The following is a 26,971-nucleotide window of genomic DNA, read 5'->3' on the forward strand; positions in this document are numbered from 1 at the left end:
CGGGGGCGGTCCGGGGACCGCCCCGCGCCGTTCAGGGCATGATGTAGTCGGCGTGGCTCGCCGACTGCATCGCCGTTTCGATGAAGGAGAAGGAGGCGGGTCCGTTGCGCTCCAGCGCCAGGCTGGCGCCTGCGACCGCCTGGCCGTTGAAGCTGGCGCCCTCGACGTAGAGGTTGCGGTCGAGCGCCTTGCTGCCGCCCCAGGCATCGTTGAGGAACACCACCTCGACCTTGTGCGTGCCCGGCGCCCAGTCGCCGCGCAGGGTCAGGGTGTCGTGCAGGCCGGAGGTCTTGGTGGCCGAGGCGGTGAAGGTGCCGCCGATCTGCACGCCATTGACCTTCACGATGTACTGCGCGTCGCCGAGGTAGTGGTCCTGGCTGATCTTCAGCACCAGCGCATCGGGGCCGGTGCCGGCGCTGAGCGTGGCGCCGGAGGCGGGGGGCGTGGCGCTGCCGCCGGCCGTCTCGATGAAGGAGAAGGAGGCGGGTCCGTTGCGCTCCAGCGCCAGGCTGGCGCCTGCGACCGCCTGGCCGTTGAAGCTGGCGCCCTCGACGTAGAGGTTGCGGTCGAGCGCCTTGCTGCCGCCCCAGGCATCGTTGAGGAACACCACCTCGACCTTGTGCGTGCCCGGCGCCCAGTCGCCGCGCAGGGTCAGGGTGTCGTGCAGGCCGGAGGTCTTGGTGGCCGAGGCGGTGAAGGTGCCGCCGATCTGCACGCCATTGACCTTCACGATGTACTGCGCGTCGCCGAGGTAGTGGTCCTGGCTGATCTTCAGCACCAGCGCATCGGGGCCGGTGCCGGCGCTGAGCGTGGCGCCGGAGGTGGGCGGCGGCGGCTCGGCGGGCGGCGGGGCGGGCGGCGGCGCGGAAGATCCCGTCCAGGGCGCCGAGGTATCCAGCGCGGGGGCCGCGCTCAGGAAGGTGGTGTTCGACACCGAGGCGGGGCCGGAGGTCATCTGGCTCGATGTCAGGCCGTAGACCTTGGTGCCGGTGATCTCGGCGGTCACGCCGGTCTGGTTGTAGAGCAGGGTCGGCCAGGAAGAGAGCTTGTTGATCACCGTGTTCCCGGTCATCTGCAGGCTCGATCCGGCATGTGCGGCGCCCTCGCCGCCGAAGTGGATGATGGCCGGGTTTTGCGAGTAGGGACCCTGCTCGATGATGTTGTTGCTGAGCACCGCCTTGCCGCCGTTCGGCAGGTCCACGCTGTAGCTGGTGGTGCTGTTGTTGTCGTAGATGCGGGTGTTGGTGATGGTGGTGGTGTAGGCGCGGCTCTTGATGTTGTGCCCCACCGAGGCGTCGTGGAAGTAGCTGTCGGTGATGGTCAGCTCTCCGACTCTGCTCACATAGAGATTGTGGGCGACGCCGGTTCCGATGCCGTTGTTGTTGAACTGACTCTTGCTGATGGTGATGCTGCCGCTAGGCGCATCGGCGCTCAGCAGCCCCATCTGGTTGTTGTGGAAGTGGCTGTTGCTGATGGTGAGGTGCCCGCCCTCGTAGCGGATGCCGGCGCCGTTCATGTCCGGCACCTTGGCGCCGGAGAAGGAGAATCCGTCCACGGTGATGTTGCCGTTCACCGTCATGATCGCCTTGCCGTTCGGCGGCGACTGGGTGGCGACCATGTTCACCATGCCGCCCACGCCCTTCAGCGTGAGGTTCTTGTAGATGGTCACGAAATCGTTGGTGTAGGTCCCCGCCTGCACCTCGATGACGTCCCCGCTGCCGGCCGCGGCAACGGCGGCGGCGATGGTGGCGAATTGCTTGCCGGGGCCAACCGTGAGTGTCGCCAATTTTTTGTCCCCCAGAACATGTTGGATGAATGCAGTATTGGCGCCAGTAAGCGCCAAGTACTCAATGCCCGCATTCCTTGCGGGGCGGGCATGCCACAGCAGGCGGGACGGGACGTTATCAACAAAGCCGTGAGGGGCAATCCCTCAATTTGTCATGCCCCTAAATTTCCTTACACAAACCACAATGATGCCACAAATATGTTGGCAATGCGATATGCAAATTCTTTCATGTTCTTTCGCATGATTTTCCTGGTGCTGACTCCGCAAGGTACGGCCCGTGGCTTCCTCCCCGGGTCCCGCTCCCCTTAGAGTCCCGGCAGGCAGGAGGGAGGAGGCGCTGCGGTGCAGCTCGGAATGGTCGGCCTCGGCCGCATGGGCGGGAACATCGTGCGGCGCCTGCTGCGCGCCGGGCACCGCTGCGTCGTCTTCGACCGCGATCCGGAAGCCCGCGCCGCCCTGGCGGCGGAGGGCGCCGAGGCGGCGGAAAGCCTGGCGGCGCTGGTCGCCGCGCTCGACGCGCCGCGCGCGGTCTGGGTGATGCTCCCCGCCGGGGAGGCGACGGAGGCGGCGCTGCAGGAGCTTGGCGCGCTGCTCTCCCCCGGCGACGTCGCCATCGATGGCGGCAACAGCTTCTGGAAGGACAGCATCCGCCGTGGCGCGGCGCTACGCGCGAAGGGGCTGCACTTCCTCGACATCGGCACATCAGGCGGCGTCTGGGGCCTCGCGCGCGGCTACTGCCTGATGATCGGCGGCGAATCGGCGGTGGTGGAGCGGCTCGACCCGATCTTCCGCGCCCTGGTGCCCGGCCGCGCCAGCGCCGCGCCGACGCCGGGGCGCGAGGGGCGCGATCCGCGGCCGGAGGAGGGCTACGTCCATGCCGGACCGAACGGCGCCGGCCACTTCGCCAAGATGGTCCACAACGGCATCGAGTACGGGATGATGCAGGCGATGGCCGAGGGGCTCGACCTGCTCGCCCATGCCGACAGCCCCGCCCTGCCGGAGGCGCACCGCCTTTCCCTGAACCTGCCCGACATCACCGAGGCCTGGCGGCGCGGCAGCGTCGTCGCTTCCTGGCTGCTCGACCTCACCGCCCAGGCCCTGGCGCAGGATCCGGACCTCGCCGGCTTCTCCGGCCATGTCGGCGATTCGGGGGAGGGGCGCTGGACGGTGCAGGCGGCGGTGGAGTCGGGCGTGCCGGCGCATGTGCTCGCCGCCGCGCTCTGGGCCCGCTTCGCCAGCCGCGACGAAGACCGCTTCTCCGGCAAGGTGCTCTCCGCCATGCGCAAGGGCTTCGGCGGGCATCTCGAGCCGCCGAAGCGGGGATGAGGCCGCTCCTTCTGGTCATGGGCGTCTCCGGCGCCGGCAAGAGCACGGTCGCGCCGCGCCTGGCCGCGGCACTCGGCGTGCCCTTCGCCGACGCGGACGGGTTCCACCCTGAGGCCAACATCCGGAAGATGCGCGCCGGCACCCCGCTCACCGACGAGGACCGCTGGCCCTGGCTCGACGCCATCGGTGCCTGGCTCGACGCGCGCGCGGCGGCGGGCGAGGGCGGCGTCGCCACCTGCTCGGCGCTGAAGCGCGCCTACCGCGCCCGGCTGCTCGGCGCGCGCCCCGGCGTGCGGCTGCTCTACCTGCAGGGCGATCCGGCGCTGATCGCGGCGCGGCAAGCGGCGCGCGAGGGCCACTTCATGCCGCCCTCGCTGATGGCGAGCCAGTTCGCCGCGCTGGAGGAGCCGGGCCCCGAGGAGCGGCCGATCGTCCTCTCCGTGGCGGCGGCGCCGGAGGAGATCGTGCGGGCGGCGCTGGAGCGGATTGCGGACGGGCAGGGATGCCGGCGGCAAGCCGCGCCGGGGGAGGGGTGATGTTCGAGGGATTCGCCACGCGCCGCATCGCCACCGCCGGCTGCCCGGAGGGGATCCATCTCCGCCTCGGCGGCGTCGGCCCGCCGCTGCTGCTGCTGCACGGCTATCCGCAGACCCATGTCTGCTGGCACCGCGTGGCGCCGCTGCTGGCCGGGCGCTTCAGCCTGGTGCTGCCGGATCTCCGCGGCTATGGCGACAGCGGCAAGCCCGAGCCGGGACCGCGCTGCGAAGCCTACACCAAGCGTGCCCTGGCCGCCGATATGGTCGAGGTGATGGCCGCGCTCGGCCACGAGCGCTTCCTCCTCGCGGGGCATGACCGTGGTGCGCGCGTCGCGCACCGGCTGGCGCTGGATCATCCCGGCGCGGTGCTGCGGCTCTGCACCATGGACATCGTGCCGACGCTGCACCGCTTCGACACCATCGACCGGGCGGGCGCGCTCGGCGCCTACCACTGGTTCTTCCTCGCCCAGCCGGGCGGCCTGCCGGAGCGGCTGATCGGCGCCGAGCCCGAGTTCTTCCTGCGCCACACCCTGCGCTCCTGGTTCGGCCCCGGCGCCGGTGCGGCGCCGGAGGCGATGGCCGAGTATCTGCGCTGCTTCCGCGCCCCCGGCACCATCCGCGCCACCTGCGCCGAATACCGCGCCGGCGCCACCCTCGATCTCGAACACGATCGCGCCGACGCCGAGGCGGGGCGGCGCGTCGCCTGCCCGCTGCACGTGCTGTGGGGCGCGGGCAGCGGGCAGGGCAGCGGCGGCGGCCTGGTCGAGGTGTGGCGGCGCTTCGCCAGCGGCCCGGTCACCGGCCGCGGCCTCGCCTGCGGCCATTTCCTGCCCGAGGAGCGGCCGGAGGAGGTGGCGGCGGACCTCCTCGCCTTCCTGGACGGCGCCGCCCGATAGGGTAAGCACTCCGCACCGACCGAAGGAGGAACGGCATGGCCCTCGACCCCGCGCTGCGCGAGACGCTGCAGCGGATCTCCACCGCCACCATCACCACCGTCCTGCTCAAGAAGGGGCTGCGCAACATCTGGATGCGCGGGCCGCTGCCCTTCACCCCTTCGGCCAAGGGGAAGCGCCTGGTCGGGCCTGCCTTCACCCTCCGCTTCGTCCCGGCGCGCGAGGATCTGGCGACGCCCGAGAGTTGGTCCTCCCCCCGCTCCACCCGCGCCGCGATCGAGGAGATGCCGGAGGGCTGCATCGCGGTTGCCGACGCCATGGGCGTGACCGATGCGGGCATCTTCGGCGACATCCTCTGCGCGCGGCTGGTGCGGCGCGGCGTCGCGGCGCTGGTGACGGACGGCGCGGTGCGCGACGTCGCCGGGGTGAACGGCACCGGGATGCCGGTCTGGTGTCGCGGCGGCGCGGCGCCGCCCTCCGTCGCCGGCCTCACCTTCGTCGGTTGGCAGGAGCCGATCGGCTGCGGCGGCGTCGCGGTCTTCCCCGACGACGTGATCGTCTGCGACGAGGACGGGGCGGTCTGCATTCCCGCCGCCCTGGTGCGGGAGGTAGCGGCGACGGGGGAGGAGCAGGAGCGCCTCGAGGCCTGGATCGTCTCGAAGGTAGAGGCGGGGGAGAGGCTGCCCGGCCTCTACCCGCCCAATGCCGAGAACAGGGCGCGCTACGAGGCGGAGACGCGCAAGGCATAGGACGCGGCGCGCCGCGCAGGCGCCCTGTGCCCGCACCGCCACGCGACGCGGCCGGGGCGGGCGAGGGCCCGGCATGGTGCTTGGCCGCGCTGCCGCTCCTCTGCTAAGCGGATCGCCGAGGCCGGACTCGGCCGGGAGTGCGAATTCACTCAGCGAAGGCTTGGAGCCGCTTGCCGCAGGCAGGGGCGAGCGGAGACGTCTCCGTCGTGGATCGTGGACGGCCGGGCTCCGACCGGAGACATGAGGCCGCCCTGCCAGCGAAGGGTTGGAGCCGTTGCGGCGAGCACAGGCGGGCATGGGCGGCCCTGACGGGGAGCGGATGGCCCTCGCGGCAGCCGGGGCGCCGGCGCGCGCCTGGCGGGACCGGCGCTTCCTGGTTCTGCTGGCGCTTGGCTTCTCGGCCGGCGTGCCGCTGCCCCTCACCGCCTTCGTGCTGCGGCAGTGGTTCTCCGAGGTCGGGGTGTCGCTGACCGCGATCGGGCTGACGGCGCTGATCGGGCTTGCCTATTCCCTGAAGTTTCTCTGGTCGCCGCTGCTCGACCACGCGCCGCCGCCGGCCTTCCGCGGGCTGGGACGGCGGCGAGGCTGGCTCGCCAGCCTGCAGCCCGTGCTGGCGCTGGCGATCCTGGCGATGGGGCTGACCGACCCTTCGGTGGATGCGACGCTGACGGTCGCCCTCGCCGTGCTGGTCGCCTTCCTCTCGGCCAGCCAGGACATCGTGGTGGACGCCTACCGCATCGAGGTGCTGGAGGAGCGCAACCAGGGCTACGGCCTCGCCGTCTATGTCTGGGGCTATCGCGGCGCGCTGCTGGCGAGCAATGCCGGGGCGCTGGCGGTGGCCGAGGTGGCGGGCTGGCCGGTGGCCTTCGCCTACTGCGCCGCCCTGATCGGCGTCGGCTTCCTCGCCGTCATGCTGGCCCCCGAACCGGCGGCGCCGCCGCCGCACCGCGGCGGCTGGGCGTCGCGGATCCGTGCCGCGGTGATCGACCCCTTCGCGGATTTCGTGCGCCGCCGCCACTGGCTCGCGATCCTGCTGTTCATCGCGCTGTTCAAGCTGGGGGAGGCGCTGGCGGGGGTGATGACCGCGCCCTTCTACCGCTCGCTCGGCTTCTCGCGCACCGAGGTGGCGGCGGTGGCCGGCGTCTTCGGCCTTTTCGCCACGCTCGGCGGGGCGCTGGCGGGCGGCTGGCTGGTGGCGCGGATCGGCATCGGGCGTGCCCTGGTGCTGACCGGCATGCTGCAGATGCTCTCCAACCTGATGTACGTGGCGCTCGACCAGGCCGGGCACAGCGTGCCCATGCTGTGGGCCCAGGTGGGGGTCGAGAACTTCACCGACGGCCTGGCCGATGCCGCCTTCGTCGCCTACCTCTCGAGCCTGACCAGCCGCGCCTTCACGGCGACGCAGTACGCGCTGCTCTCCTCCCTCGCCGCGGTGCCGCTGCGCACCGTCGGCGCCTCGGCCGGCTGGCTGGCCGAGGGGCTCGGCTGGACGCCCTTCTTCCTGCTCACCACCGTCGCGGCCCTGCCGGCCATGGGCATCATGCTCTGGCTGCTGCGCCGCCTGCCCCCCGAGGACCGCGCCGCCCGATGACGAATGCCCCGGTGCTGACGCCGCTGCTGCTGGTCGGCAGCAACGTGCTGATGACCTTCGCCTGGTACGGCCACCTGAAGGTGCCCGCCTGGCCGCTGTGGATGGCCATTCTCGTCTCCTGGGGCATTGCCTTCTTCGAATACTGCCTGGCCGTGCCGGCCAACCGGATCGGCTACGCCTCCGGCGCCTTCACCGGCCAGCAGCTCAAGATCATGCAGGAGGTCATCACCCTCTCGGTCTTCGCCGTCTTCAGCGTGCTGTGGCTGGGGGAGGGGCTGCGCTGGACCTACTTCGCCGCCATGGGCTGCCTGGTGGCGGCGGTGGTGTTCATCTTCCTGCCGGTGGACTGAGCGGCGGGTGGTGCCGCCGCGGCGGCTGCCCACATGACGGGCGTGTTGGAAGGGAGGGCGCGCCATGCTGGTCGGGGTCCCGAAGGAGGTGAAGGTCCACGAATACCGGGTGGGCCTGGTTCCCGCCTCGGTGCGGGAACTCGTCGCGCACGGGCATGAGGTGCTGGTGGAGACCGGCGCCGGCGCCGCCATCGGCTTCCCCGACGAGGCCTATCGCGCCGCCGGCGCCGCCATCGTGCCGGACGCCGCCGCCGTCTTCGCCCGCGCGGAGCTGGTGGTGAAGGTGAAGGAGCCGCAGCCGCGGGAATGGGCGCAGCTCCGCCCCGGCCAGGTGCTGTTCACCTACCTCCACCTCGCCCCCGACCCCGACCAGGCGAAGGGGCTGATGGAGAGCGGCTGCACCGCCATCGCCTATGAGACGGTGACGGACGCGCAGGGCGGCCTGCCGCTGCTCGCGCCGATGAGCGAGGTGGCCGGGCGCATGGCGGTGCAGGTCGGCGCCCGCTGCCTGGAGAAGGAGGCAGGCGGGGCCGGCATCCTGCTCTCCGGCGTGCCCGGCGTGCCGGGGGCCAAGGTGGCGATCATCGGCGGCGGGGTGGTGGGCTCGAACGCCGCGCGCATCGCGCATGGCATGCGCGCGCGGGTGACGGTGCTCGACAAGTCGCCGCGCGTGATGCAGGCGCTGGACGCCGAGTTCAACGGCGCCGTGGACACGCTGTTCGCCACGAGCGACAGCATCGAGGAGGCGGTGATCGAGGCCGACCTCGTCATCGGCGCCGTGCTGGTGCCGGGCGCGGCGGCGCCGCGGCTGGTGACGCGGGAGATGGTGCGGCGCATGCGCCCGGGCAGCGTGGTGGTGGACGTGGCGATAGACCAGGGCGGCTGCTTCGAGACCTCCCGCCCCACCACCCATGCCGATCCGACCTATGTGGTGGACGGGGTGGTGCATTACTGCGTGACCAACATGCCGGGGGCGGTGGCCCGCACCTCGGCGGTGGCGCTGAACAACGCCACCCTGCCCTTCACGCTGCAGCTCGCCGACAAGGGCTGGAAGCGCGCCTGCGCGGAGAATCCGCACCTCGCCGGCGGGCTGAACGTCCATGCCGGGCGGGTGACGCACCCGGCGGTGGCGGCGGCGCTCGGTCTCGACCTGCTGCCGGCGGAGCGGGCGCTCGCCGGCTGAGCGGCGCCCGCCGGACGGGTCAGGCGCGGAGCACCACCCTCGCCTCGATCGCGTCCCAGATCGCGCGTTCCAGGTGCACCCCGTCGAAGCGCGCGATCTCCTGCAGCCCGGTCGGGGAGGTGACGTTGATCTCGGTCAGGTAGCCGCCGATCACGTCGATGCCGACGAAGATCAGGCCGCGCTTCTTCAGCTCCGGCCCGATGCGGGCGCAGATCTCGCGTTCGCGCTCCGTCAGGGTGGTCTTCTCCGGCCTGCCGCCGACATGCATGTTGGAGCGCGCCTCGCGCTCGGCGGGGACGCGGTTGATGGCGCCGAGCGCCTCGCCGTCCACCAGGATGATGCGCTTGTCGCCCTGGCGCACCGCGGGGACGTATTTCTGCACCACCAGAGGCTCGCGCGAGCGTTCGGTGAACATCTCGAGCAGGGCGTTGAGGTTCATGTCGTCCGGCTTCACCAGGAACACGCCGGCGCCGCCATTGCCGAACAGCGGCTTCAGGATGATGGTCTCGTGCCTCTCGCGGAAGCGCATGATCTGGCGCCGGTCGGCCGTCACCAGCGTCTCCGGCATCAGGTCCGGGAAATGGGTGACGTAGAGCTTCTCCGGCGCGTTGCGCACCGCGGCGGGGTCGTTCACCACCAGCGTCCGCGGATGGATGTGCTCCAGGATGTGGGTGGCGGTGATGTAGGCCATGTCGAAGGGCGGGTCCTGGCGCATCAGCACCACGTCCATGGCGGAGAGGTCGAGCTCCTCCTCCGGTCCGAAGCGCCAGTGCGCGCCCTTGATGCGCTCCACCGTGACCGGGCGGGCGGCGGCGAGCACGCGGCCGGAGGTCAGCGCCAGGTCACGCGGCAGGTAGTGCCACAGCGCGTGGCCACGCGCCTGCGCCTCCAGCATCAGGGCGAAGGTGCTGTCGGCGTCTATGTTGATGGTCTCGATCGGGTCCATCTGGACCGCTACCCGCAGGGTGCGTGACATCGGGTTCCTTCCTCCGGTGCGCTGCCGCCGTGGCGACGCGCGGGCGGGCCTTCGCTCAGTTCAGCCGGTGGCGCAGCTCCTCGGCGACGGCGCGGGTGCGCTCCGCCGCCTCGCCGCGCGGCTCCAGCTCCAGCGAGCGGTCGAGGCAGTGCAGCGCGGCGCCGATGCGGTCCAGCCGCCGGTTCATCAGCCCCGCCTCGCGCCACAGCGTCGCATGGTCGGGGCAGAGGCGCAGCATGTCCTCGGTGCAGGTCAGCGCCCCCGCCACGTCCCCCGCGCGCAGGCGGCGCAGCTTGATGTTGTTCTGCAGCCGGAGCAGCACCGCGCGCCGGTCCATCGGCCGCAGCAGGCCGGGGCGCAGCTCGGCCCGCTCGCCCTCGAAGCGCTTGAGCAGCGCGCGCAGCTCGGGGGCGGCCAGCGGCGTGCCGCCGGCGAAGACATCGACCAGCGCCTGGCCGCGCTCCCCCTCCAGGGCGACCAGGAAATGGCCGGGGAAGTCCACGCCATGGGCGGCCCAGCCCGCCGCCTCCGCCGCATGCAGCCAGAGGATGCCGAGCGCGACCGGCAGGCCCCGCCGGCGCTCGACCACGCGGATCAGGTTGGCGTTGGCGAGGTCGTCGTAGGTGAGGCTGTCGCCGGCGAAGCCGTGGCGGCCATGGATCACCCCGGCCAGCACGGCGCGGCGCCGGTCCGGGTCGCCGGCATCGGCCGCGCGGTCCGCCGCCGCCGCGGCGACGGCGTCCTGGGCCAGGGCGGAGAGCAGGCGCGCGGCCTCCCGCCAGTCGGCCTCCGGCGCGTCGATGCGGGCGAATTGCAGGGCGACGGCGGCGATCTCGATCTCGGAATCGGGCAGTTGCCCGGCCGCGGCGAGGGCGGCGCGGGCCTCGTCCTGGGGGGTGGGAGCCATCGTCCCAGTCTTGCCACCCCGCCGGCGCGCCGCAAGTCGCGACCCCGCCTGCAGGGAGGGGTAGCGGCCCGACGGGGTCAGCGTTCCGCCTCCAGCCGTTCCGCCAGCTCCTCGAGCAGGCCGCGGAGCCGCGCCATCTTCCGCGCGCCGAGCCGCGCCGCCAGCGCCGCCTCCGCCTCGGCGCTCAGCGCCAGCAGCGTCTCCAGCACCTGCCGGCCGCGCGGGGTGAGGCGCACCAGCCGGGCGCGGCCGTCCTCGGGGTCCGGCACCGTCTCCACATAGCCGCCCTCGCTCAGGGACTGCACGAGGTAGGCCATGCTCTGCTTGGTCATCTGCGCCTGTTCGGCAAGCTCGGTGAGGCGCGAGCCCTCGGGGCGGATGTGGCGGAACAGGCTGCCATGGGCGGGTCGGATGTCGGGGAAGCCGCGCGCGGCCAGGCCGCCGTACACGCGCTCGGCCAGCACGGCGTAGGGCAGGCGGAGCAGCCAGCCGAGGGTCCGGTGCGATTCGGGGGCGTTGCGGCCCGGCGGGGGATGCCTGAGGGAGACAGCGCTTGACATGCCGTCAGATATCCTGCCTATTTTAGTCAGTCCATATGACGAAAAGGGCCATTCCGTGCCAGACCCGATTGCCGAGAACCTCGCCATCGTGGATGCCCATATCCGCGGCGAGGCCCAGGACCCCAAGGCGGTGCTCGCGCTCTATACGGACGACGTGGTGCTGGAGGTCCCCTCGCGCCGCCTCCGCCTCGCTTCGCATGGGGAGATCGAGGCCAATTACCGGCGCATGTTCGCCTCCATGGCCGAGGTCGAGATCGAGCCGCTCGACCGCTTCGCCACCGCCGACCGGGTGGTGGATGACTGCCGCGTCCGCTTCCGCACCACCGGCGACGGCTTCGCCAATGCCCCCTATGGCAAGGGCGCGCGGGTGGAGCTGCGCCTGCTGCACGTCTTCGAGATGCGGGCGGGAAGGATCGCGCGCGAGACGGTGTTCGAGGGCTGGTCGCGGCTGGACTGACGCCGGCCTCGCGGATCGTGACCGGTCCGCCCTCGAGCGCCGGTGCGCGCCTCGGCGCGTCTGGCTCGCCGCGCGAGCGGCGATGGCCGGTCCGAAGCAGTAACCTGTGCGAGTGCCGGGCCGGGTGCTGCTCAACCATTCCCCTTCCGGCGGGTTCTCCTTCCGCGGATGCCGGGCTCCGCCGGGGCGGGGCGCGGCATGCCGCCGCGCCACCGGATCGGGACGGAGGAATCATTGCCGGAAGGGATCACGCGCATCGCTCGGGACCTCCCCATCGCCTTGGGCTGGATGCCGCCATGGCTCGCCAACCTGCTGATCCTGGCTGGCGCGGCCATCCTGGCCCTGCTGCTGCACCGGGTGCTGTTCCGCCTCGCCACGCGGCTGGTCCAGGAGCGCGACCTGTTCTGGCGGTCCCTGGTCGCCCGCACCTCCGGGCCGGTACGGCTTGGGATCATCACCTTCGTCCTGGCCATCGCCGCGGAGCTCGCCCCGCTGGCGCCGGCCGGGCGGTCGGGGCTGCGGCATCTCCTGCTGGTCGGCTTCATCTGCCTGCTCGGCTGGGTGGCGCTCACCGCCCTGCACATCTGGACCACGGTCCACCTCCGTCGCTTCCGGCTGGAGGCGGAGGACAACCTCCTCGCCCGTAAGCACGCGACCCAGGCGCGGATCCTGAAGCGGGTCGCGGGCACGGTGATCATCCTCTTCACCGTCGCCGCGGCGCTGATGACCTTCGATGGCGTGCGGCAATACGGGGTCAGCCTGCTCGCCGCAGGCGGCGCGGCCGGCATCGTGCTCGGCCTGGCGCTGCAGCCGCTGCTGAGGAACCTGTTCGCCGGCATCCAGCTTGCCGTGACCCAGCCGATTCGCCTCGACGACGCCGTCATCGTCGAGGGCGAGTGGGGAAATGTGGAGGAGATCAGCTCCACCTACGTCGTCGTCAGGCTGTGGGACTGGCGGCGCATGATCCTGCCCCTGAGCTACTTCCTGGAGCAGCCGTTCCAGAACTGGACGCGCGAGGGCGCGTCGCTGATCGGGAGCGTCCTCCTCTACCTCGACTACACCGCGCCGCTCGAGGAGATGCGCGCGAAGCTGCGGGAGATCGTCCGCTCCTCCCCCAACTGGGACGGCCAGGTGGTGACCCTGCAGGTCACCGACTTCCGGCAGGACACCATGGAGGTGCGCATGCTGGTCAGCGCCGGCAATGCCGGGCGGGCCTTCGACCTGCGCTGCGAGGTGCGGGAGAGAATCATTATCTGGCTGCAGGCCGAGCATCCCGGCGCGCTGCCACGCCGCCGGGCGGAGATCGAGCCGGCTTCCCGGGACGCGGCCCGGCAGCGGAGCCTGTCCGGCGTCGCCGGATAGCAGGACCGCCCCGGTCAGCCCCGGCCGGCCAGTTCCTCGGGCGTCGCCGCGATCCCCCGCGCACGCAGCGCGGCGGAAAGGCGCGGCGAGGCGGTGGCCACGCAGAAGGGGATCGCCGCCAGCAGCCCCCCCGCCCAGGGCAGTGCCCAAAGCGCCGCCATGGGCGCCGTCGCCAGCAGCAGGCCGAAGACCAGCGCCCCGAACAGGGTGTGCGGCCAGAGCAGCCGCGCCGCATCCGCCCAGGAGACGCCGCGATCGGCCCGGTTCTGCGGCGCCCAGCCCGCCCGCCGCTGCCCGAAGGGCAAGGCCAGCAGGAACATCGCCTTGTTGAGCACGCTGACCGGGTCGAGCAGGGTGGTGAAGCCGATCTCGGCCAGCGCCCCGCGCAGGAAGGCCGCCCGGCCGCCATAGCGCGCGGCGAGGCGGCGCCGGAGCAGCACCTCGGCGTAGCCGAGCAGCTTCGGCGCGTGCAGCGCCGCCCAGGTGGCGAGCATCAGCGCCAGCAGCGCGCCCCGCGGGGTTTCCGCCGCCCCTCCGGTCGCGGCATTCAGCGCGGAGAAGACCAGCACCCCCACCCAGAGCGGCGCGCCCAGGAACAGCAGGATGGCCTGCGCAAGCTGCCAGCGCCCCATCGGGGTCTGCCCGGGCAGGCGCAGCAGGTGCCAGTACTGCATGTTGCCCGCCGCCCAGCGCAGGTCGCGCGCCATGAACTCCGGCAGGGCGGGAGGATTGCCCTCGAGGCTGCCCTCCTCCTCCGGCAGGCACCACACGCCCCAGCCGGCGGCGTGCAGCCGCACCGCCTCCACCTGGTCGTGGGAGAGGATGGGGCGCCCGTCCGGCAGCGCCTCCAGCCGGCAATGCGCGCGGAAGGGGGCGATGCGGAGGATGGCGTTGTGGCCCCAATAGGGGCCCTCCGGCCCCTGCCACCAGGCCTGGCCCGTGGCCCAGCTCCGCATCCCCGCGCGCATGCCGAACTGGAACAGCCGCGGGAAGGCCGCCGTCGCCGGCCGGCCGACGATGAGCTGCTGCACCACGGCGATGCGCGGATCCGCCTCCATGCAGGCGACCAGGCGCAGCACGGCCCCGGCGCTCATCTCGCTGTCGGCGTCGAGGCAGAGCATGAGGTCGTGCCCGGCCGCGTGATGGTCGAGGAAGTCCATCACGTTGCCGGCCTTGAAGCCGGTGTTCTCGGCCCGCCGGCGGTAGCGGATGCGCGCCGCGTCCGGCCGTCCGGACCGGAACGCCTGCACCGCCCGTTCCTCCGCCAGCGCCAGGGCGGGGTGCCGGGTATCGGAGAGGATCCACAGCGTGAACCGCTCCGCCGCGCCCGCCGCCGCCAGCCCGTCCAGCAGCCGCCCGAGCGGGGGCAGCACCGCCGCCATGTCCTCGTTGCGCACGCAGACGGCGATGGCGGTGGAAAGGCGCGGCGGCCCAGGCGGCGCCTGACGCAGCGCCGGCAGCACCGCCGCCGCCGGATCGCCCGCCCCGAGGCGGATGGCGAAGCCGGTCAGCGCGTTGGCGGCGCAGAGCGCGGTCCAGGGCGCGGTCCCGGCGAGACAGAGGAAGGCCAGCGCCTCCCACGTCGTCCACCCGCCCGGTGCCATGACCCGCCAGGCGAGCCAGAGCAGCAGGGCAGCGATGGCCAGCACGAGGGTCGCAAAGGCGAGGCGGCGTGGCGGGAAGGCGGGCTGATCCACAGCGGGGCTTGTGGCGGCGGAGCGTGGCGGAATTGGGGTGGCGCGCCGTCTTGCCGCCTCCTTCCGTCCATGGCGTGATAGCCGGCATCGGGTGGGGAAGCCAGGAATGCGCGAAGCGGATTACGTCATCGTCGGCGGCGGCTCGGCCGGCTGCGTGCTGGCCGGGCGCCTCTCCGAGGATCCGGGCGCGAAGGTGGTGGTGCTCGAGGCCGGGCCGTGGGACCGCAACCCCTGGATCCACATCCCCATGGGCTTCGCACGCCTTTACGTGACCCGGAAATTCGACTGGAACTACCAGACCGAGGGCGAGCCGGAGCTGAACGGGCGCAGCGTGTACTGGCCGCGCGGCAAGGTCATCGGCGGCTCGGGCAGCGTGAACGGCCTCGTCTTCCTGCGCGGCAGCCCGCGCGACTACGACCGCTGGGCGCAGGCCGGGGCGCGCGGCTGGTCCTACGAGGACTGCCTGCCGGCCTTCCGCCGCCTCGAGACCTTCCACGGACCGGCCAGTGATTTCCGCGGCAAGGACGGTCCGATGCAGATCGCCGAGGTGCCCGAGCCCACCCCCGGCTGCCGCGCCTTCGTCGAGACCTGCGTGCGGCTCGGCTTCCCCCGCAATCCCGACAACAACGGCGAGTGGTACGAGGGCGTGGCGCCGAACCAGCTCAACGTGCATCGCGGACGGCGCTGGAGCCCGGCGGTCGCCTATCTGCGCCCCGCGCTGAAGCGCCCGAACCTGCGCGTGGAGACGGAGCGGCTCGCGCTCCGCCTGGTCTTCGACGGCACCCGTGCCACGGGCGTGGTGGTGCGCCGCCCGGACGGGCAGGAGGAGACCTGGCGGGCGCGGCGCGAGGTGATCGTCTCGGCCGGCGCGATCGAGAGCCCGAAGCTGCTCATGCTCTCCGGCATCGGCGACGGCGCGGCGCTGCAGGCGCTCGGCATCGAGGCGCGGGTGCACGCGCCGGAGGTGGGAAGGAACCTGCAGGACCACTTCATGGTCCGCATGGCCTTCCGCACCCGTCCCTGCGACACGCTGAACGAGACGCTCGCCAACCCGGTGCGCACGGCGAGGATGGGCCTCGACTGGATGCTGCGCCGGCGCGGGCACATGACGGTCGGCGCCTCCGAGGCCAGCCTCTTCGCCCGCGTGCTGCCGGGTGCGGAGGAGCCGGAGGTGCAGTTCCAGTTCGTCAATTTCAGCCTCGACACCTCCAACCAGGCGATGTCGGCGGCGAGGCTGGCGAAGTACCCCGGGTTCACCTTCAATTTCTGCCAGTGCCGCCCGGACAGCCGCGGAGAGATCACGCTGCGCTCCCCACGCGCCGAGGACAAGCCCGCGATCCGCGCCAACTACCTGACGCACCCGACCGACGTGCGGGTGATGCTGGCGGCGGCGCAGCTCGCGCGGAAGATCACGGAGACGCAGCCCTTCGCCGGGCTGGTAGAGGAGGAGGTGGCGCCGGGCCGCGAAACGCGGAGCGACGAGGAATTCCTCGCCTATCTGCGCAGCAGCGGCACCACCGTCTATCATCCCTGCGGCACCAACCGCATGGGCACCGACGACCGCGCGGTGGTGGACACCGAGCTTCGGGTGCGCGGCACGCAGGGCCTCAGGGTGGTGGACGCCTCGGTCTTCCCGCTGATGCCCTCCTCCAACATCCATCCCGCGGTGCTGATGACGGCGGAGCGGGCGGCGGAGATGATCCGCCGCACCGCGTGAGCGGCACTCCGCTACCCGATCCTGACCAGCCGCCCGCCATCCACCGGCAGGGCGACGCCGGTGATGAAGCCCGCCTCGTCGCTGGCCAGGAACAGGGCGGCGTTCGCCACGTCCCAGGCGGTGCCCATGCGGCGGCGCAGCGGCACCTTGGCGTCGCGCTCGGCGGCGACCTCCTCGCGCGGGCGCCCGGTGGCGCGGGCGCGGGTGTCCACCGCCATGGGAGTGTCCATCAGCCCGGGCAGGATGGTGTTGCAGCGGATGCCATACTCGGCGTTCTGGATCGCCACCTGCTCGGTGAAGGCGACCATCGCCGCCTTGGTGCACTTGTACGCCACATAGGGATAGCTCTCCACCGCCGCGGCCGAGGAGATGGAGAGGATCACCCCCGACTGCTGGCGCCGCATCACCGGGAGGGCGTGCTTCACGCTCATCACGAAGCCGCGCAGGTTGATGGCGGTGATGCGGTCGAAGGCCTCCTCGGTGATCTCCTCGGGCGGGGCATCGCCCCCGGCGATGGAGACGCCGACATTGTAGTGCAGCACGTCGAGCCGGCCCCAGCGCCGCACCGCCTCCGCCACCGCGGCGGCGAGCGTCGCCTCCCGCGTGGCGTCGGCCTCGAAGGCGGCGGACTCGCCGCCCGCCTCGGCGATCATGCGCACCGTCTCCTCGGCCGAGGCGAGGTCGCGGTCGGCGCAGAGCACGCGCGCCCCCTCCTGCGCGAAGCGCAGCGCCGTGGCGCGGCCGTTGCCGATACCCTGGCCCGGTCCCTGGCCGGCACCGATGACGAGCGCGATCCTGTCCTTGAGGCGCATCCTGTCCGCCCTCCCTTCGTGGTCCGGGCGGCAGGGTGCGCGGCCCTGGCGCCGCTGGCTAGATCCCCTCGCGCCGCGGGCGGCGGGGCGGGCGCGGGCCGGCCCCGAAGCCTTCCTCGCGCGGGGGACGGCGCTGCGGCGGCGGCGCGGCCAGCTCCGCCTCCAGCTCCTTGATCTTGGCGGCGATCGAGGTGCGCAGCGTGGGCGAGGTATGCGGCTTCATGCCGCGCAGCGTCTCCTTCAGCTCGGCGAGCTGGCGCACCTTCTCCTCCCGCGTGCGCCTGAGGGGACGGTTGTCGGAGAACTGGCCTTCATAGGAGCGCATGGGAGTTCCTCGAATTGAAAGGCCGGGACGGCCTGCGCCTGATTCCGCAGTCTAGCAGAAGGGGCGGTTCAGCGGGCCAGTGTGTCGTCGCCGATGGTGCCCAGGCTACCGAGGCCTGCAAGGTCTCAGGCCAGGGCAAGCATGAGGAAGACAGGCGGGCCGGGCAGCGCCTCCTCCATCCCCGGTTCGCCGAAGAAGGGCGGCATGGTCAGCACCAGCATGCCGAAGCTCCAGGGCAGCAGCAGCACCAAGCCGATCGGCAGGGCAGCGGGACAGCCGCGGATCAGCCAGGCCCAGGCGACGAACAGCAAAACGCCTCCGTCAGCAGATCGGTCCCCAGCGAGGCCATGGCGGCCAGGAGGTGAAGCGCGGCGACTGACGCAAGCCCCATGAAGGCCCCGCGCCGCGGGCGGCCAGGCCAGCCGCGCGGAGCCCGCGGCACCGCTCACACCTCCAGCATCAGCCGCCTCGGATCCTCGATCGCCTCCTTCACGCGGACCAGGAAGCTCACCGCCTCCTTCCCGTCCACGATCCGGTGGTCGTAGGAGAGGGCGAGATACATCATCGGCCGCACCTCGATCTTGCCGCCGACCACCATCGGGCGGTCCTGGATCTTGTGCATGCCGAGGATGCCGGATTGCGGCGGGTTGAGGATCGGCGTGGACATCAGGCTGCCGTAGATGCCGCCGTTGGTGATGGTGAAGCTGCCGCCCGCAAGCTCCTCCAGCTTCAGCGCGCCGTCGCGGGCGCGCCGGCCGAAATCAGCGATTCGCTTCTCGATCTCGGCGAAGCCCATGCGGTCCGCATTGCGCAGCACCGGCACCACCAGGCCGGAGGGGCCGCCGACCGCGATGCCCATGTGCACGAAGTTCTTGTAGATAATGTCCTCGCCCTCGATCTCGGCGTTGACGGCGGGGAATTCCTTCAGCGCGGCGACGCAGGCCTTCACGAAGAAGGACATGAAGCCGAGGCGCACGCCGTGCCGCTTCTCGAAGGAGTCGCGATACTCGCTGCGCAGCGCCATCACCGCGCCCATGTCCACCTCGTTGAAGGTGGTGAGCATGGCGGCGGTGTTCTGCGCCTCCTTCAGGCGGCGCGCTATGGTCAGGCGCAGGCGCGTCATCCGCACCCGCTCCTCGCCCTCCTCCAGCGCGCGGGCGGGCTTCGCCGCGGGCGGGGCGGCAGGGGCGGCCGGGCGCTGCAGGAAGGCCAGCACGTCGCCCTTGGTGATGCGCCCGTCCTTGCCGGTGCCGGGGCCGATCTGCTCGGAGGTGAGGCGGTTCTCCTCCATCAGCTTCGCCGCGGCGGGCATCGGCGGGACGCTCCGGAGGGGTTCCGGCGTGTGCGCCCCCGGCACCGCCACCGGCCCGGCCGGCACGCGCTTCTCCTCCACCTTCGGCTGCGCCGGCGCCGCGGCCGCAGGCTTTGGCGGGGCGGCCGCGGCGCCGGCGGCGATGCTGCCGAGCACGGCGCCCGGCGTCACCTCCGCCCCCTCCTCCGCGGCGATGGATTCGATGACGCCGGCGGCGGGCGCGTTCACCTCCACCGTCACCTTGTCGGTCTCGAGCTCGACCACCGGCTCGTCCGCCGCCACGGCCTCGCCGGCCTTCTTCAGCCAGCGTGCCACGGTCGCGCTGCTCACGCTCTCGCCCAGGGAGGGCACGAGGATCTCCGTCATCGTCCTATCGCCTTCCTGCGGTCAGGGCGCGAGCGCCTGCCGCACCAATGCTTCCTGCTGCTGCTGGTGAACCTTGGCGAGGCCCGTGGCCGGGCTCGCCGCCTCCTCCCGCCCCACATAGAGCGGGCGCTTCGCCTTGATGTCGAGGCCGGCGAGCACCTTCTCGATCCGCCGGTCCATGAAGCCCCAGGCGCCCATGTTCTCGGGCTCCTCCTGGCACCACACCACCTCCGCGTTGCGGTAGGGGGCGAGGGCGCCGGCCAGGCTGTTCGCCGGGAAGGGGTAGAGCTGCTCGACGCGGATGATCGCCACGTCCCCGATGCCGCGTTCGCGCCGTTCCGCCAGCAGGTCGTAATAGACCTTGCCGGTGCAGAGCACCACGCGCCGCACCTTCTCCTCCGGCGCGATCGCGTCCACCTCCGGGATCACGTAGCGGAAGGCGCTGCCGGGGCCGAATTCGGCCAGCGAGGACACGGCGAGCTTGTGGCGCAGCAGCGATTTCGGCGTCATCAGCACCAGGGGCTTGCGGTAGTTGGCCTTGAGCTGTCGCCGCAGCCCGTGGAAGTAGTTGGCCGGGGTGGTGAAGTTGCACACCCGCATGTTCCGCTCGGCGCAGAGCTGCAGGTAGCGCTCCAGCCGCGCCGAGGAATGCTCCGGCCCCTGGCCCTCGTAGCCGTGCGGCAGCAGCATGACGAGGCCGGACATGCGCAGCCACTTGGTCTCGGCCGAGGCCACGAACTGGTCTATGATCACCTGCGCGCCGTTCGCGAAGTCCCCGAACTGCGCCTCCCACAGCACCAGCGTGTGCGGGTCGGCCAGGGAGTAGCCGTACTCGAAGCCGAGCACGCCGAATTCCGAGAGCAGGGAGTTGAACGCCTCGAAACGCTTCTGACCCTCGCGGATGTTGTTCAGCGGCACGTATTCCGCCTGGGTCCGCTGGTCCACCAGCACGGCGTGGCGCTGGCTGAAGGTGCCGCGCTGCACGTCCTCGCCGGAGAGGCGCACGCGGTGGCCCTCCAGCAGCAGCGTGCCGAAGGCCAGCGCCTCGCCGGTCGCCCAGTCTATGCCCTCGCCGGCCTCGATCGCCTGGCGCTTCGCCTCGAGCTGGCGCGCGATCTTGGGGTTGACGGCGAAGCCCTCCGGCACGCGGGCCAGCGCCGCGCCCACCTCGCGCAGCGTCTCCAGCGGCACGGCGGTGGCGTGCAGACGTTCCACCTCGCCGGTGGAATCGACGGCCCTGAGCCCGCTCCAGTGCCCTTCCAGCCAGTCGGCCTTGTTCGGCTTGAAGTTCTGCGCCGCCTGGTGCGCCTCCTCCAGCGTGGCGGTGAAGGCGTCGAGCATCGCCTTCGCCTCCTCGGCCGGCACCGCGCCCTCCCGCGCCAGGCGCTCGGCATAGAGGGTCCGCGTGGTCTTCATCTCGCGGATGCGGCTGTACATGATGGGCTGGGTGAAGGCCGGCTCGTCGCTCTCGTTGTGGCCGTGGCGGCGGTAGCAGACGATGTCCAGCACCACGTCGGTGGCGAATTCCTGCCGGAACTCGGCGGCAAGGCGCGCGGCGAAGACCACCGCCTCCGGGTCGTCGCCGTTCACGTGCCAGATCGGCGCCTGCACCGCCTTGGCGATGTCGGTGCAGTAGAGGCCGGAATAGGCGTGCGCCGGCACGGTGGTGAAGCCGATCTGGTTGTTGGTGACGATGTGCACCGTGCCCCCGGTGCGGTAGCCGATGAGCTGGCTCATCGCCATCGTCTCGTACACCACGCCCTGGCCGGCGAAGGCGGCGTCGCCGTGCAGCAGCACGCCCATCACCGACCTGCGCTGTCGGGTGTCGCCCGCCATGTCCTGCCGCGCGCGCACCTTGCCCACCACCACCGGGTCCACCGCCTCGAGGTGCGAGGGGTTGGGCTGCAGGGAGAGGTGCACCAGCCGCCCCGCGATCTCGACATCCGTGCTGGTGCCAAGGTGGTACTTCACGTCGCCCGAGCCCTGCACATCGTTCGGATGCGCGGCCACGCCGTGGAACTCGGAGAACACCTGCACGAAGGGCTTGCGCATCACGTTGACCAGCACGTTCAGCCGGCCGCGATGCGCCATGCCGATGGCGATCTCCCGCACCCCCGCCTTCGCCGCCGTCTCGATCACCGCCTCGAGGGCGGGGATGGTGCTCTCGCCCCCCTCCAGGCCGAACCGCTTGGTGCCGACGAATTTGCGGGCGCAGAACGCCTCGAACCCCTCCGCCTCGGTGAGCTGCTGCAGGATAGTCCGCTTCTCGTCGCGGCCGAAGGCGCCGACCCATGGCGCGCCCTCCATGCGGCGCTGGATCCAGTCCTTCTGGCCGGGATCCTGGATGTGCATGAACTCGACGCCGATCGGGCCGCAGTAGCTGGCGCGGCAGATCGCCAGGATCTCGCGCAGCGTGGCCGTCTCCTTCCCCAGCACCATGTCGAGGAAGATCGGCCGGTCCATGTCGGCTTCCGTGAAGCCGTAGGTCTTCGGATCGAGCTCCGGATGCGGCTTCGGCTGCTGCAGGCCGAGCGGGTCGAGCCGCGCCTCGAGGTGGCCGCGCACGCGGTAGCTGCGGATCAGCATCAGCGCCCGCAGGCTGTCGAGCACCTGGCGCCGCGCGGCCTCGGCGTCCGGCGCCGGCGCGGCCTTGCCGCGGGGCTCGGGCTCGGGCGCGAAGCCGCCACGCGGGCGGGGAGCCCAGGAGGCGCCGAGGGCATCGGTCAGCACCGCCCGCGCGTCGTCGTTCAGCGCCGCGAAGAGCTCGGCGAAGGAGGGGTCCACGCTGTCCGGCTTCTCCACCCATCGGGCGTAGAGGTCGGCGAGGAAGGCGGCGTTCGCCCCTGTCATCGCGGTCGCGAGGATGTCCACTCCGGCCATGCGTCTCTCCTGGCCGGCACGACGGCCGGCGGCGTCCTCGGGTTGTTGCGCTGCTGGGCGCGCGGCTGGCGCCAGCCCTGCATAGCGGGCCGGCGGCGGCATACATAGGGCCTGTGGCGCGGTTGCGGCAGTCTCCCGCTGTGCGGGGGGGACCGCCTCGGGGCGCGCCCCCCGAAGCCTCAGCCCTTCAGCGCCCTCACCATGGTGGAGCCGAGCGCCGCCGGGCTGTCCGCCACGTGGATGCCGGCCTCGCGCATCGCCTCCATCTTCGCCGCCGCCGTGTCCCGGCCGCCGGAGATCACGGCCCCCGCATGGCCCATGCGCCGCCCGGGCGGGGCGGTGGCGCCGGCGATGAAGCCCACAACCGGCTTGCGGCCCCGATTCTCCCGCGCCAGGAACTCGGCGGCCTGGATCTCGGACTGGCCGCCGATCTCGCCGATCATGATGATGGACTTCGTCTCCTCGTCGGCCAGGAACATCTCCAGCACCTCGATGAAGTCCATGCCCTTCACCGGGTCGCCGCCGATGCCGACGCAGGTGGACTGGCCGAGCCCCGCCGCGGTGGTCTGCGCCACCGCCTCGTAGGTCAGGGTGCCCGAGCGGGAGACGATGCCGACCGAGCCGCGGCGGTGGATGTGCCCCGGCATGATGCCGATCTTGCACGCCTCCGGGGTGATCACGCCCGGGCAGTTCGGCCCGACCAGCCGGGAGCGCGAGCCGTCCAGCGCCCGCTTCACCCGCACCATGTCGAGCACCGGGATGCCTTCGGTGATGCAGACGATCAGCGGCACCTCGGCGTCGATCGCCTCCAGGATCGCGTCCGCGGCGAAGGGGGCGGGAACGTAGATCACCGAGGCGTCGGCGCCGGTCTTCTCCCGGCACTCCGCCACCGTGTCGAACACCGGCAGGTTGAGCTCGGGATGCGTGGTGCCGCCCTTGCCCGGCGTCACCCCACCCACGTATTTCGAGCCGTAGGCGATGCCCTGCGCGGCGTGGAAGGTGCCCTGGGCGCCGGTGAAGCCCTGGGTCATCACCCGCGTGTTCTCGTTGACCAGGATGGCCATGCTCAGGCGGCCTCCTTCACCGCGCGCACCACCTTCTCGGCGGCGTCGGCCAGGTTGTCGGCGGGAATGATGGCGAGGCCGCTCTCGGCCAGGATCTTCTTGCCGAGCTCGACATTCGTGCCCTCGAGGCGGACCACCAGCGGCACCTTGAGGTGCAGCGTCTTGGTCGCCTCCACGATGCCGGTCGCGATCATGTCGCACTTGGCGATGCCGCCGAAGATGTTGACCAGGATCGCCTTCACGTTGGGGTCGGAGGTGATGATGCGGAAGGCCTGGGTCACCCGCTCCGCCGTCGCCGTGCCGCCGACGTCGAGGAAATTGGCCGGGGAGGAGCCGTAGAGCTTGATGATGTCCATCGTCGCCATGGCGAGGCCGGCGCCGTTCACCATGCAGCCGATCTCGCCGTCGAGCGCGACATAGTTGAGCTCGTGGCGCACCGCCTCGAGCTCCTTCGGGTCCATCTCCGCCTCGTCGCGCAGCCCCTCCAGCTCCTTGTGGCGGAACAGCGCGTTGTCGTCGAAGGAGACCTTGGCGTCGAGCGCGACCACGTCGCCCTTCTTCGTCACCACCAGCGGGTTCACCTCGACGATCGCGCAGTCGAGCTCGACGAAGGCGCGGTACATGGCGGTGACGAATTTCTCGAAGCTTCGGAGCTGCGGGCCGGACAGGCCGAGGCCGAAGCCGAGCTTGCGGCAGTGGAAGCCGGAGATGCCGGTGGCCGGGTCGATCGCCGCGCGCAGGATCCTCTCGGGGTGGCTCGCCGCCACCTCCTCGATCTCCATCCCTCCCTCGGAGGAGGCGATGACGGTGACGCGCGAGGTCTCGCGGTCCACCAGCAGCGAGAGGTAGAGCTCGCGGGCGATGTCGCAGCCATCCTCGACATAGACGCGCTGCACCACCTTGCCACCCGGCCCGGTCTGCTTGGTGACCAGGGTCTTGCCGAGCATCGCGGCGGCGGCCTCGCGCACCTCCTCGAGGCTGCGCACCACGCGCACGCCGCCCTTGCCGCCCGGATCCTCCCGGAAGCGGCCGGCGCCGCGCCCGCCGGCGTGGATCTGCGCCTTCACCACATAGACCGGCCCCGGCAGGGTGCGGGCCACTTCCGCCGCCTCCCTGGCCGTGAAGGCGACATGTCCGTCGAGCACGGCGACGCCGTAGCGCCGCAGCAGCTCCTTCGCCTGGTATTCGTGGATGTTCATCCGTTCACCCTTCGCACCGGCCCGCCCTGGGAGCCCTGCCGGGCCGACAGCCTAGCGGATCCGGAGCCGGAACGCCCCATAAGGAAAACGGCCGGGGCGCCGGTCCCGGCCGGTTCCGCTCAGACGCCGAGCTTCTTGAAGTCCTCGATCAGCTTCCTGACGGAGTCGCAGGACTTCTCGAAGGCCGCCTTCTCCTCGGGCGTGAACTGCACCTCGACGATGCGCTCGACGCCGCCGGCGCCGATCACCACCGGCACGCCGACATAGAGGTCCTTCATGCCGTACTCGCCGTTCAGCAGCACGGCGCAGGGCAGGACGCGCTTCTTGTCCTTCAGGTAGCTCTCGGCCATGGCGATGGCGGAGGCCGCCGGGGCGTAGAAGGCGCTGCCCTTCTCCAGAAGCTTCACGATCTCGCCGCCGCCATTCGCGGTGCGGTTGACGATGGCGTCGATGCGCTCCTGCGTCGTCCAGCCCATGCGGATCAGGTCGGGCACGGGGATGCCCGCCACGGTGGAGTAGCGGACCAGCGGCACCATGGTGTCGCCATGGCCGCCGAGGACGAAGGCGGTGACGTCCTCGACCGAGACCTTGAACTCCTGCGCCAGGAACAGGCGGAAGCGGGCGCTGTCCAGGACCCCGGCCATGCCTACCACGCGGTGCGGCGGCAGGCCGGATTTCTGCTGCATCACCCACACCATCACGTCGAGCGGGTTGGTGATGACGATGACGAAGGCGTCCGGGCAGTGGGTGCGGATGCCTTCCGCCACCTGGGCGATGACGCCGGCGTTCTTGGTCAGCAGGTCGTCTCGGCTCATCCCCGGGGTGCGGGGAAAGCCGGCGGTGACGATCACCACGTCCGCGCCCGCGATGGCGGCGTAGTCCGAGCCGCCGGTCATGTCGGCGTCGAACCCCTCCACCGGTCCCGACTGCATGATGTCGAGCGCCTTGCCCGCGGCGACGCCGCCGAAGACGTCGAACAGCACGACATCGCCGAGCTCCTTCAGCCCGATCAGGTGGGCGAGCGTGCCGCCGATGTTGCCGGCGCCGATCAGCGCGATCTTCTTGCGGGCCATGGGCTTGCCTTTGTCGCTGGGGAATGGACGGGCGGCGGCTTCCTACTCCGCCCCGTCCGGGGCGGCAAGGCGCACCCGGCGCGGCCCCCTTCCGCGCCCGGATCCGCCGCCCGACACCCCGCGTCAGAAGGGCATGCAGCGCACGACGTCGCTGTGGCCGGTGGCGAGGGTCGCCATGGTGCCGGCGGGGCAGCCGGCCATCTGCACGCCCATGGCCGGTGGCAGGCCCGCCGTCCAGTCGAAGGAGCGTCCGCCGCACGCGCCCCGCCCCCGCGCGCAGGTGGCGGCGCGCTGCGTCTGGGTGGCGGAGCGGGGCTCCTTCACGCCGCGCCGCGCCTGGTCCGGCTTGGGCACGGCGCCGGCGCGGGCCGGCGCCGAAGACGCGGCGACCTTGCCCCGGGTGATGCCGGCGCCGTCCTTGCCCGAGGTGGCGAGGGCCGGTCCGGCGGCGAGAAGAAGTCCGAGCAAGGCGAGCGGGAAGGCGCGCATTCAGGATCCCCCTTGATTCCGTGATGCGTGTTGCGCCGTGTTACAGCAGCCCAGCCCGCGCTGGCCAGCCCCCACGTGCCGCGCGGCCTTCAGGTCAGGTGTGGCAACGCCAGGTAGTCCTGGCTCTGCATCTCCATGAGGCGGCTCGCCGTGCGCTCGAACATCGCCGCATTCTCGCCGCGCTCGTAGAGCAGGTCGGGCGCCGCCTCGGCGGAGGCGACCAGCTTGCAGCGGTGCTCGTAGAGCGCGTCCACCAGGGTGATGAAGCGGCGGGCCCTGTCGAAATTCTCGGGGCCCAGGCGGGGAATCCCATCCAGCACCAGGGTGTGGAAATGCGTGGCGAGCGCCAGGTAGTCGGCGGGGCCGAGGGGGCGGCCGCACAGCGTCTCGAAATCCGCCCGCGCCACGCCGCGCGCCGCCTGCGGAATCTCGAGCCAGCGGCCGAGCACGGCGAGGCGCGCCGGCCTGCCGTGCGGCTCGCCGCTCAGCTCCAGGAAGGCGCGGTCCAGCGCCTGCTCGGCCCGCGCGTCGGCCGGGCAGTGCCAGGTCGGCATGCCGCGGATGCGGTCGCGCCGGTAGTCGCGCTCCGCTTCCAGAACCAGCACCTCGAGGCGCTTCTTGATCAGCGCGATGAAGGGCAGGAAGGCGTCGCGCCCCGGCCTTCCCTTGAACAGGTCGTCGGGCAGGGTGTTGCTGGTCGCGACCACCACCACGCCGCGGGCGAACAGCGCCTCGAACAGGCGGCCGAGGATCATGGCGTCGGTGATGTCGTGGACCTGGAACTCGTCGAAGCAGAGCAGCGCCGCCTCGGCGGCGATCGACTCGGCGAGGGGGGGAATCGGGTCGGCCTCGGCCGGGTGCGCCTTCTTCCAGGCATGGATGCGCCGGTGGCACTGCTGCATGAACTGGTGGAAGTGGATCCGGCGCTTGCGCGCGACCTCGGCGCAGTCGAAGAACAGGTCCATCAGCATGGACTTGCCGCGCCCGACCTCGCCGACCAGGTAGAGGCCCTGCGGCGCCTCGGCCGGCGCCTCCTCCACCGGCTTGCGGCGGAAGAAGCGGGCGAGGAAGCCGGTCGGCGCCTCCGGCGCCTCCGGCCGCGGGTCGTAGCCACGCAGCCGCCGCCAGAGGTCCTGCAGCCGCTCCGCCGCCAGGGCCTGGGCCTGATCGTGGCGCAGCGCGCCGGCGGCGACGCGCGCGCGGTAGGCGTGGAGCGGCCCCTCGGCCGGCGTGGGCCCGGCGGCGGGTGGCGCGGAGAGCGGAGCGTGCATCGGTCGGGCGGGATAGCCCGTTGCGCCCCTGCGGTAAACTCGCCCTCCCGGCCGGGCAGGGCATAAAGACATGCTTATGCTTCGTTCGAC

At 71.8% G+C, this 26,971-nt stretch carries 25 protein-coding genes; 10 read left to right on the forward strand and 15 right to left on the reverse strand.

Features of this window, described 5'->3' with window-relative positions; genetic code table 11:
• Positions 1 to 31 precede the first annotated feature (31 nt).
• Positions 32 to 1,786: a carbohydrate-binding domain-containing protein gene (locus ET526_RS05290; RefSeq protein WP_135466638.1), complete on the reverse strand. Its 1,755-nt coding sequence runs from the start codon at positions 1,784 to 1,786 to the stop codon at positions 32 to 34.
• Positions 1,787 to 2,128: 342 nt separating this feature from the next.
• Between ET526_RS05290 and gnd the strand changes: the two genes are divergently transcribed.
• From gnd to ald, 7 genes are all read left to right on the forward strand, one after another.
• The gene (gene gnd, locus ET526_RS05295; protein ID WP_135466639.1) at positions 2,129 to 3,112 is read left to right on the forward strand and encodes a phosphogluconate dehydrogenase (NAD(+)-dependent, decarboxylating); all 984 of its coding nucleotides are present in this window, start codon (positions 2,129 to 2,131) and stop codon (positions 3,110 to 3,112) included.
• Positions 3,109 to 3,648, forward strand: coding sequence for a gluconokinase (locus ET526_RS05300; protein ID WP_135466640.1), 540 nt, complete (start codon positions 3,109 to 3,111; stop codon positions 3,646 to 3,648). Before gnd ends, ET526_RS05300 begins: the two co-directional genes overlap by 4 nt.
• Entirely contained in the window at positions 3,648 to 4,544 is an 897-nt protein-coding gene (locus ET526_RS05305; RefSeq protein WP_135466641.1) for an alpha/beta fold hydrolase, read from the forward strand. Before ET526_RS05300 ends, ET526_RS05305 begins: the two co-directional genes overlap by 1 nt.
• 35 nt (positions 4,545 to 4,579) lie before the next feature.
• Complete coding sequence (locus ET526_RS05310) at positions 4,580 to 5,290, forward strand: ribonuclease activity regulator RraA (RefSeq protein WP_135466642.1); 711 nt, start codon at positions 4,580 to 4,582, stop codon at positions 5,288 to 5,290.
• Between the two features lie 295 nt (positions 5,291 to 5,585).
• Positions 5,586 to 6,881, forward strand: a complete 1,296-nt coding sequence (locus tag ET526_RS05315; RefSeq protein WP_338025324.1) for an AmpG family muropeptide MFS transporter — start codon at positions 5,586 to 5,588, stop codon at positions 6,879 to 6,881.
• A complete protein-coding gene (locus tag ET526_RS05320) occupies positions 6,878 to 7,231 on the forward strand; it encodes a DMT family protein (protein ID WP_135466643.1) in 354 nt (117 codons plus the stop codon). Before ET526_RS05315 ends, ET526_RS05320 begins: the two co-directional genes overlap by 4 nt.
• 64 nt (positions 7,232 to 7,295) lie before the next feature.
• Positions 7,296 to 8,414, forward strand: a complete 1,119-nt coding sequence (gene ald / locus ET526_RS05325) for an alanine dehydrogenase (protein ID WP_135466644.1) — start codon at positions 7,296 to 7,298, stop codon at positions 8,412 to 8,414.
• Between the two features lie 19 nt (positions 8,415 to 8,433).
• Here the strand turns inward: ald and gshB are convergent, their stop codons facing one another.
• From gshB to ET526_RS05340, 3 genes are all read right to left on the reverse strand, one after another.
• On the reverse strand, positions 8,434 to 9,390 hold the full coding sequence (gene gshB / locus ET526_RS05330) for a glutathione synthase (protein WP_135466645.1): 957 nt from the start codon (positions 9,388 to 9,390) through the stop codon (positions 8,434 to 8,436).
• A gap of 55 nt (positions 9,391 to 9,445) precedes the next feature.
• Positions 9,446 to 10,297 (reverse strand): SirB1 family protein, encoded by an 852-nt coding sequence (locus ET526_RS05335; protein WP_135466646.1) that lies wholly within the window; start codon positions 10,295 to 10,297, stop codon positions 9,446 to 9,448.
• Positions 10,298 to 10,374: 77 nt separating this feature from the next.
• Complete coding sequence (locus ET526_RS05340) at positions 10,375 to 10,857, reverse strand: MarR family winged helix-turn-helix transcriptional regulator (RefSeq protein ID WP_135466647.1); 483 nt, start codon at positions 10,855 to 10,857, stop codon at positions 10,375 to 10,377.
• On the opposite strand from ET526_RS05340, the gene ET526_RS05345 reads away from it, so the two are divergent.
• Positions 10,856 to 11,314 (forward strand): nuclear transport factor 2 family protein, encoded by a 459-nt coding sequence (locus tag ET526_RS05345; protein ID WP_135466648.1) that lies wholly within the window; start codon positions 10,856 to 10,858, stop codon positions 11,312 to 11,314. The two genes, ET526_RS05340 and ET526_RS05345, sit on opposite strands and share 2 nt — an antisense overlap.
• Positions 11,315 to 11,548: 234 nt before the next feature.
• Positions 11,549 to 12,676, forward strand: a complete 1,128-nt coding sequence (locus ET526_RS05350; protein WP_240048265.1) for a mechanosensitive ion channel family protein — start codon at positions 11,549 to 11,551, stop codon at positions 12,674 to 12,676.
• Between the two features lie 14 nt (positions 12,677 to 12,690).
• Here the strand turns inward: ET526_RS05350 and mdoH are convergent, their stop codons facing one another.
• Positions 12,691 to 14,481 (reverse strand): glucans biosynthesis glucosyltransferase MdoH, encoded by a 1,791-nt coding sequence (mdoH, locus tag ET526_RS05355; protein ID WP_338025330.1) that lies wholly within the window; start codon positions 14,479 to 14,481, stop codon positions 12,691 to 12,693.
• Between mdoH and ET526_RS05360 the strand changes: the two genes are divergently transcribed.
• Positions 14,480 to 16,090: a GMC family oxidoreductase gene (locus ET526_RS05360; protein ID WP_135466651.1), complete on the forward strand. Its 1,611-nt coding sequence runs from the start codon at positions 14,480 to 14,482 to the stop codon at positions 16,088 to 16,090. The genes mdoH and ET526_RS05360 overlap by 2 nt on opposite strands.
• An 11-nt stretch (positions 16,091 to 16,101) precedes the next feature.
• Here ET526_RS05360 and ET526_RS05365 read toward each other — a convergent pair whose 3' ends face one another.
• The 10 genes from ET526_RS05365 to zapE form a co-directional block, all read right to left on the reverse strand.
• A complete protein-coding gene (locus ET526_RS05365; protein WP_135466652.1) occupies positions 16,102 to 16,902 on the reverse strand; it encodes an SDR family NAD(P)-dependent oxidoreductase in 801 nt (266 codons plus the stop codon).
• Positions 16,903 to 16,960: 58 nt separating this feature from the next.
• Positions 16,961 to 17,227 carry a hypothetical protein gene (locus ET526_RS05370; protein WP_135466653.1) on the reverse strand — a complete coding sequence of 89 codons (267 nt, stop codon included), beginning with the start codon at positions 17,225 to 17,227 and terminating at the stop codon, positions 16,961 to 16,963.
• A 125-nt stretch (positions 17,228 to 17,352) separates the two neighbouring features.
• Entirely contained in the window at positions 17,353 to 17,538 is a 186-nt protein-coding gene (locus tag ET526_RS05375; protein ID WP_135466654.1) for a hypothetical protein, read from the reverse strand.
• Between the two features lie 134 nt (positions 17,539 to 17,672).
• On the reverse strand, positions 17,673 to 18,905 hold the full coding sequence (gene odhB / locus ET526_RS05380) for a 2-oxoglutarate dehydrogenase complex dihydrolipoyllysine-residue succinyltransferase (protein ID WP_135466655.1): 1,233 nt from the start codon (positions 18,903 to 18,905) through the stop codon (positions 17,673 to 17,675).
• A 21-nt stretch (positions 18,906 to 18,926) separates the two neighbouring features.
• Positions 18,927 to 21,785: a 2-oxoglutarate dehydrogenase E1 component gene (locus ET526_RS05385; RefSeq protein ID WP_135466656.1), complete on the reverse strand. Its 2,859-nt coding sequence runs from the start codon at positions 21,783 to 21,785 to the stop codon at positions 18,927 to 18,929.
• Between the two features lie 179 nt (positions 21,786 to 21,964).
• Positions 21,965 to 22,849, reverse strand: a complete 885-nt coding sequence (gene sucD / locus ET526_RS05390) for a succinate--CoA ligase subunit alpha (RefSeq protein ID WP_135466657.1) — start codon at positions 22,847 to 22,849, stop codon at positions 21,965 to 21,967.
• Between the two features lie 2 nt (positions 22,850 to 22,851).
• A complete protein-coding gene (gene sucC / locus ET526_RS05395) occupies positions 22,852 to 24,048 on the reverse strand; it encodes an ADP-forming succinate--CoA ligase subunit beta (RefSeq protein WP_135466658.1) in 1,197 nt (398 codons plus the stop codon).
• 119 nt (positions 24,049 to 24,167) lie between these two features.
• Entirely contained in the window at positions 24,168 to 25,121 is a 954-nt protein-coding gene (gene mdh / locus ET526_RS05400; RefSeq protein WP_135466659.1) for a malate dehydrogenase, read from the reverse strand.
• Between the two features lie 123 nt (positions 25,122 to 25,244).
• Positions 25,245 to 25,610: a hypothetical protein gene (locus ET526_RS05405; protein WP_135466660.1), complete on the reverse strand. Its 366-nt coding sequence runs from the start codon at positions 25,608 to 25,610 to the stop codon at positions 25,245 to 25,247.
• Between the two features lie 89 nt (positions 25,611 to 25,699).
• Entirely contained in the window at positions 25,700 to 26,881 is a 1,182-nt protein-coding gene (gene zapE, locus ET526_RS05410) for a cell division protein ZapE (RefSeq protein WP_135466661.1), read from the reverse strand.
• Positions 26,882 to 26,971: the final 90 nt, after the last annotated feature.

It is taken from the genome of Crenalkalicoccus roseus, from assembly GCF_004761865.1.
Taxonomy (GTDB): domain Bacteria; phylum Pseudomonadota; class Alphaproteobacteria; order Acetobacterales; family Acetobacteraceae; genus Crenalkalicoccus; species Crenalkalicoccus roseus.

Excerpts from the sequence above, each read along its gene's own strand:
- ET526_RS05300 (WP_135466640.1), top strand. The coding sequence starts at position 3,109 with ATGAGGCCGCTCCTTCTGGTCATGGGCGTCTCCGGCGCCGGCAAGAGC.
- ET526_RS05305 (WP_135466641.1), top strand. The coding sequence starts at position 3,648 with ATGTTCGAGGGATTCGCCACGCGCCGCATCGCCACCGCCGGCTGCCCG.
- ET526_RS05310 (WP_135466642.1), top strand. The coding sequence starts at position 4,580 with ATGGCCCTCGACCCCGCGCTGCGCGAGACGCTGCAGCGGATCTCCACC.
- ET526_RS05315 (WP_338025324.1), top strand. The coding sequence starts at position 5,586 with ATGGGCGGCCCTGACGGGGAGCGGATGGCCCTCGCGGCAGCCGGGGCG.
- ET526_RS05320 (WP_135466643.1), top strand. The coding sequence starts at position 6,878 with ATGACGAATGCCCCGGTGCTGACGCCGCTGCTGCTGGTCGGCAGCAAC.
- ald (WP_135466644.1), top strand. The coding sequence starts at position 7,296 with ATGCTGGTCGGGGTCCCGAAGGAGGTGAAGGTCCACGAATACCGGGTG.
- gshB (WP_135466645.1), bottom strand. The coding sequence starts at position 9,390 with ATGTCACGCACCCTGCGGGTAGCGGTCCAGATGGACCCGATCGAGACC.
- ET526_RS05335 (WP_135466646.1), bottom strand. The coding sequence starts at position 10,297 with ATGGCTCCCACCCCCCAGGACGAGGCCCGCGCCGCCCTCGCCGCGGCC.
- ET526_RS05345 (WP_135466648.1), top strand. The coding sequence starts at position 10,856 with ATGCCGTCAGATATCCTGCCTATTTTAGTCAGTCCATATGACGAAAAG.
- ET526_RS05340 (WP_135466647.1), bottom strand. The coding sequence starts at position 10,857 with ATGTCAAGCGCTGTCTCCCTCAGGCATCCCCCGCCGGGCCGCAACGCC.
- ET526_RS05360 (WP_135466651.1), top strand. The coding sequence starts at position 14,480 with ATGCGCGAAGCGGATTACGTCATCGTCGGCGGCGGCTCGGCCGGCTGC.
- ET526_RS05365 (WP_135466652.1), bottom strand. The coding sequence starts at position 16,902 with ATGCGCCTCAAGGACAGGATCGCGCTCGTCATCGGTGCCGGCCAGGGA.
- ET526_RS05370 (WP_135466653.1), bottom strand. The coding sequence starts at position 17,227 with ATGCGCTCCTATGAAGGCCAGTTCTCCGACAACCGTCCCCTCAGGCGC.
- odhB (WP_135466655.1), bottom strand. The coding sequence starts at position 18,905 with ATGACGGAGATCCTCGTGCCCTCCCTGGGCGAGAGCGTGAGCAGCGCG.
- ET526_RS05385 (WP_135466656.1), bottom strand. The coding sequence starts at position 21,785 with ATGGCCGGAGTGGACATCCTCGCGACCGCGATGACAGGGGCGAACGCC.
- sucD (WP_135466657.1), bottom strand. The coding sequence starts at position 22,849 with ATGGCCATCCTGGTCAACGAGAACACGCGGGTGATGACCCAGGGCTTC.
- sucC (WP_135466658.1), bottom strand. The coding sequence starts at position 24,048 with ATGAACATCCACGAATACCAGGCGAAGGAGCTGCTGCGGCGCTACGGC.
- mdh (WP_135466659.1), bottom strand. The coding sequence starts at position 25,121 with ATGGCCCGCAAGAAGATCGCGCTGATCGGCGCCGGCAACATCGGCGGC.
- ET526_RS05405 (WP_135466660.1), bottom strand. The coding sequence starts at position 25,610 with ATGCGCGCCTTCCCGCTCGCCTTGCTCGGACTTCTTCTCGCCGCCGGA.
- zapE (WP_135466661.1), bottom strand. The coding sequence starts at position 26,881 with ATGCACGCTCCGCTCTCCGCGCCACCCGCCGCCGGGCCCACGCCGGCC.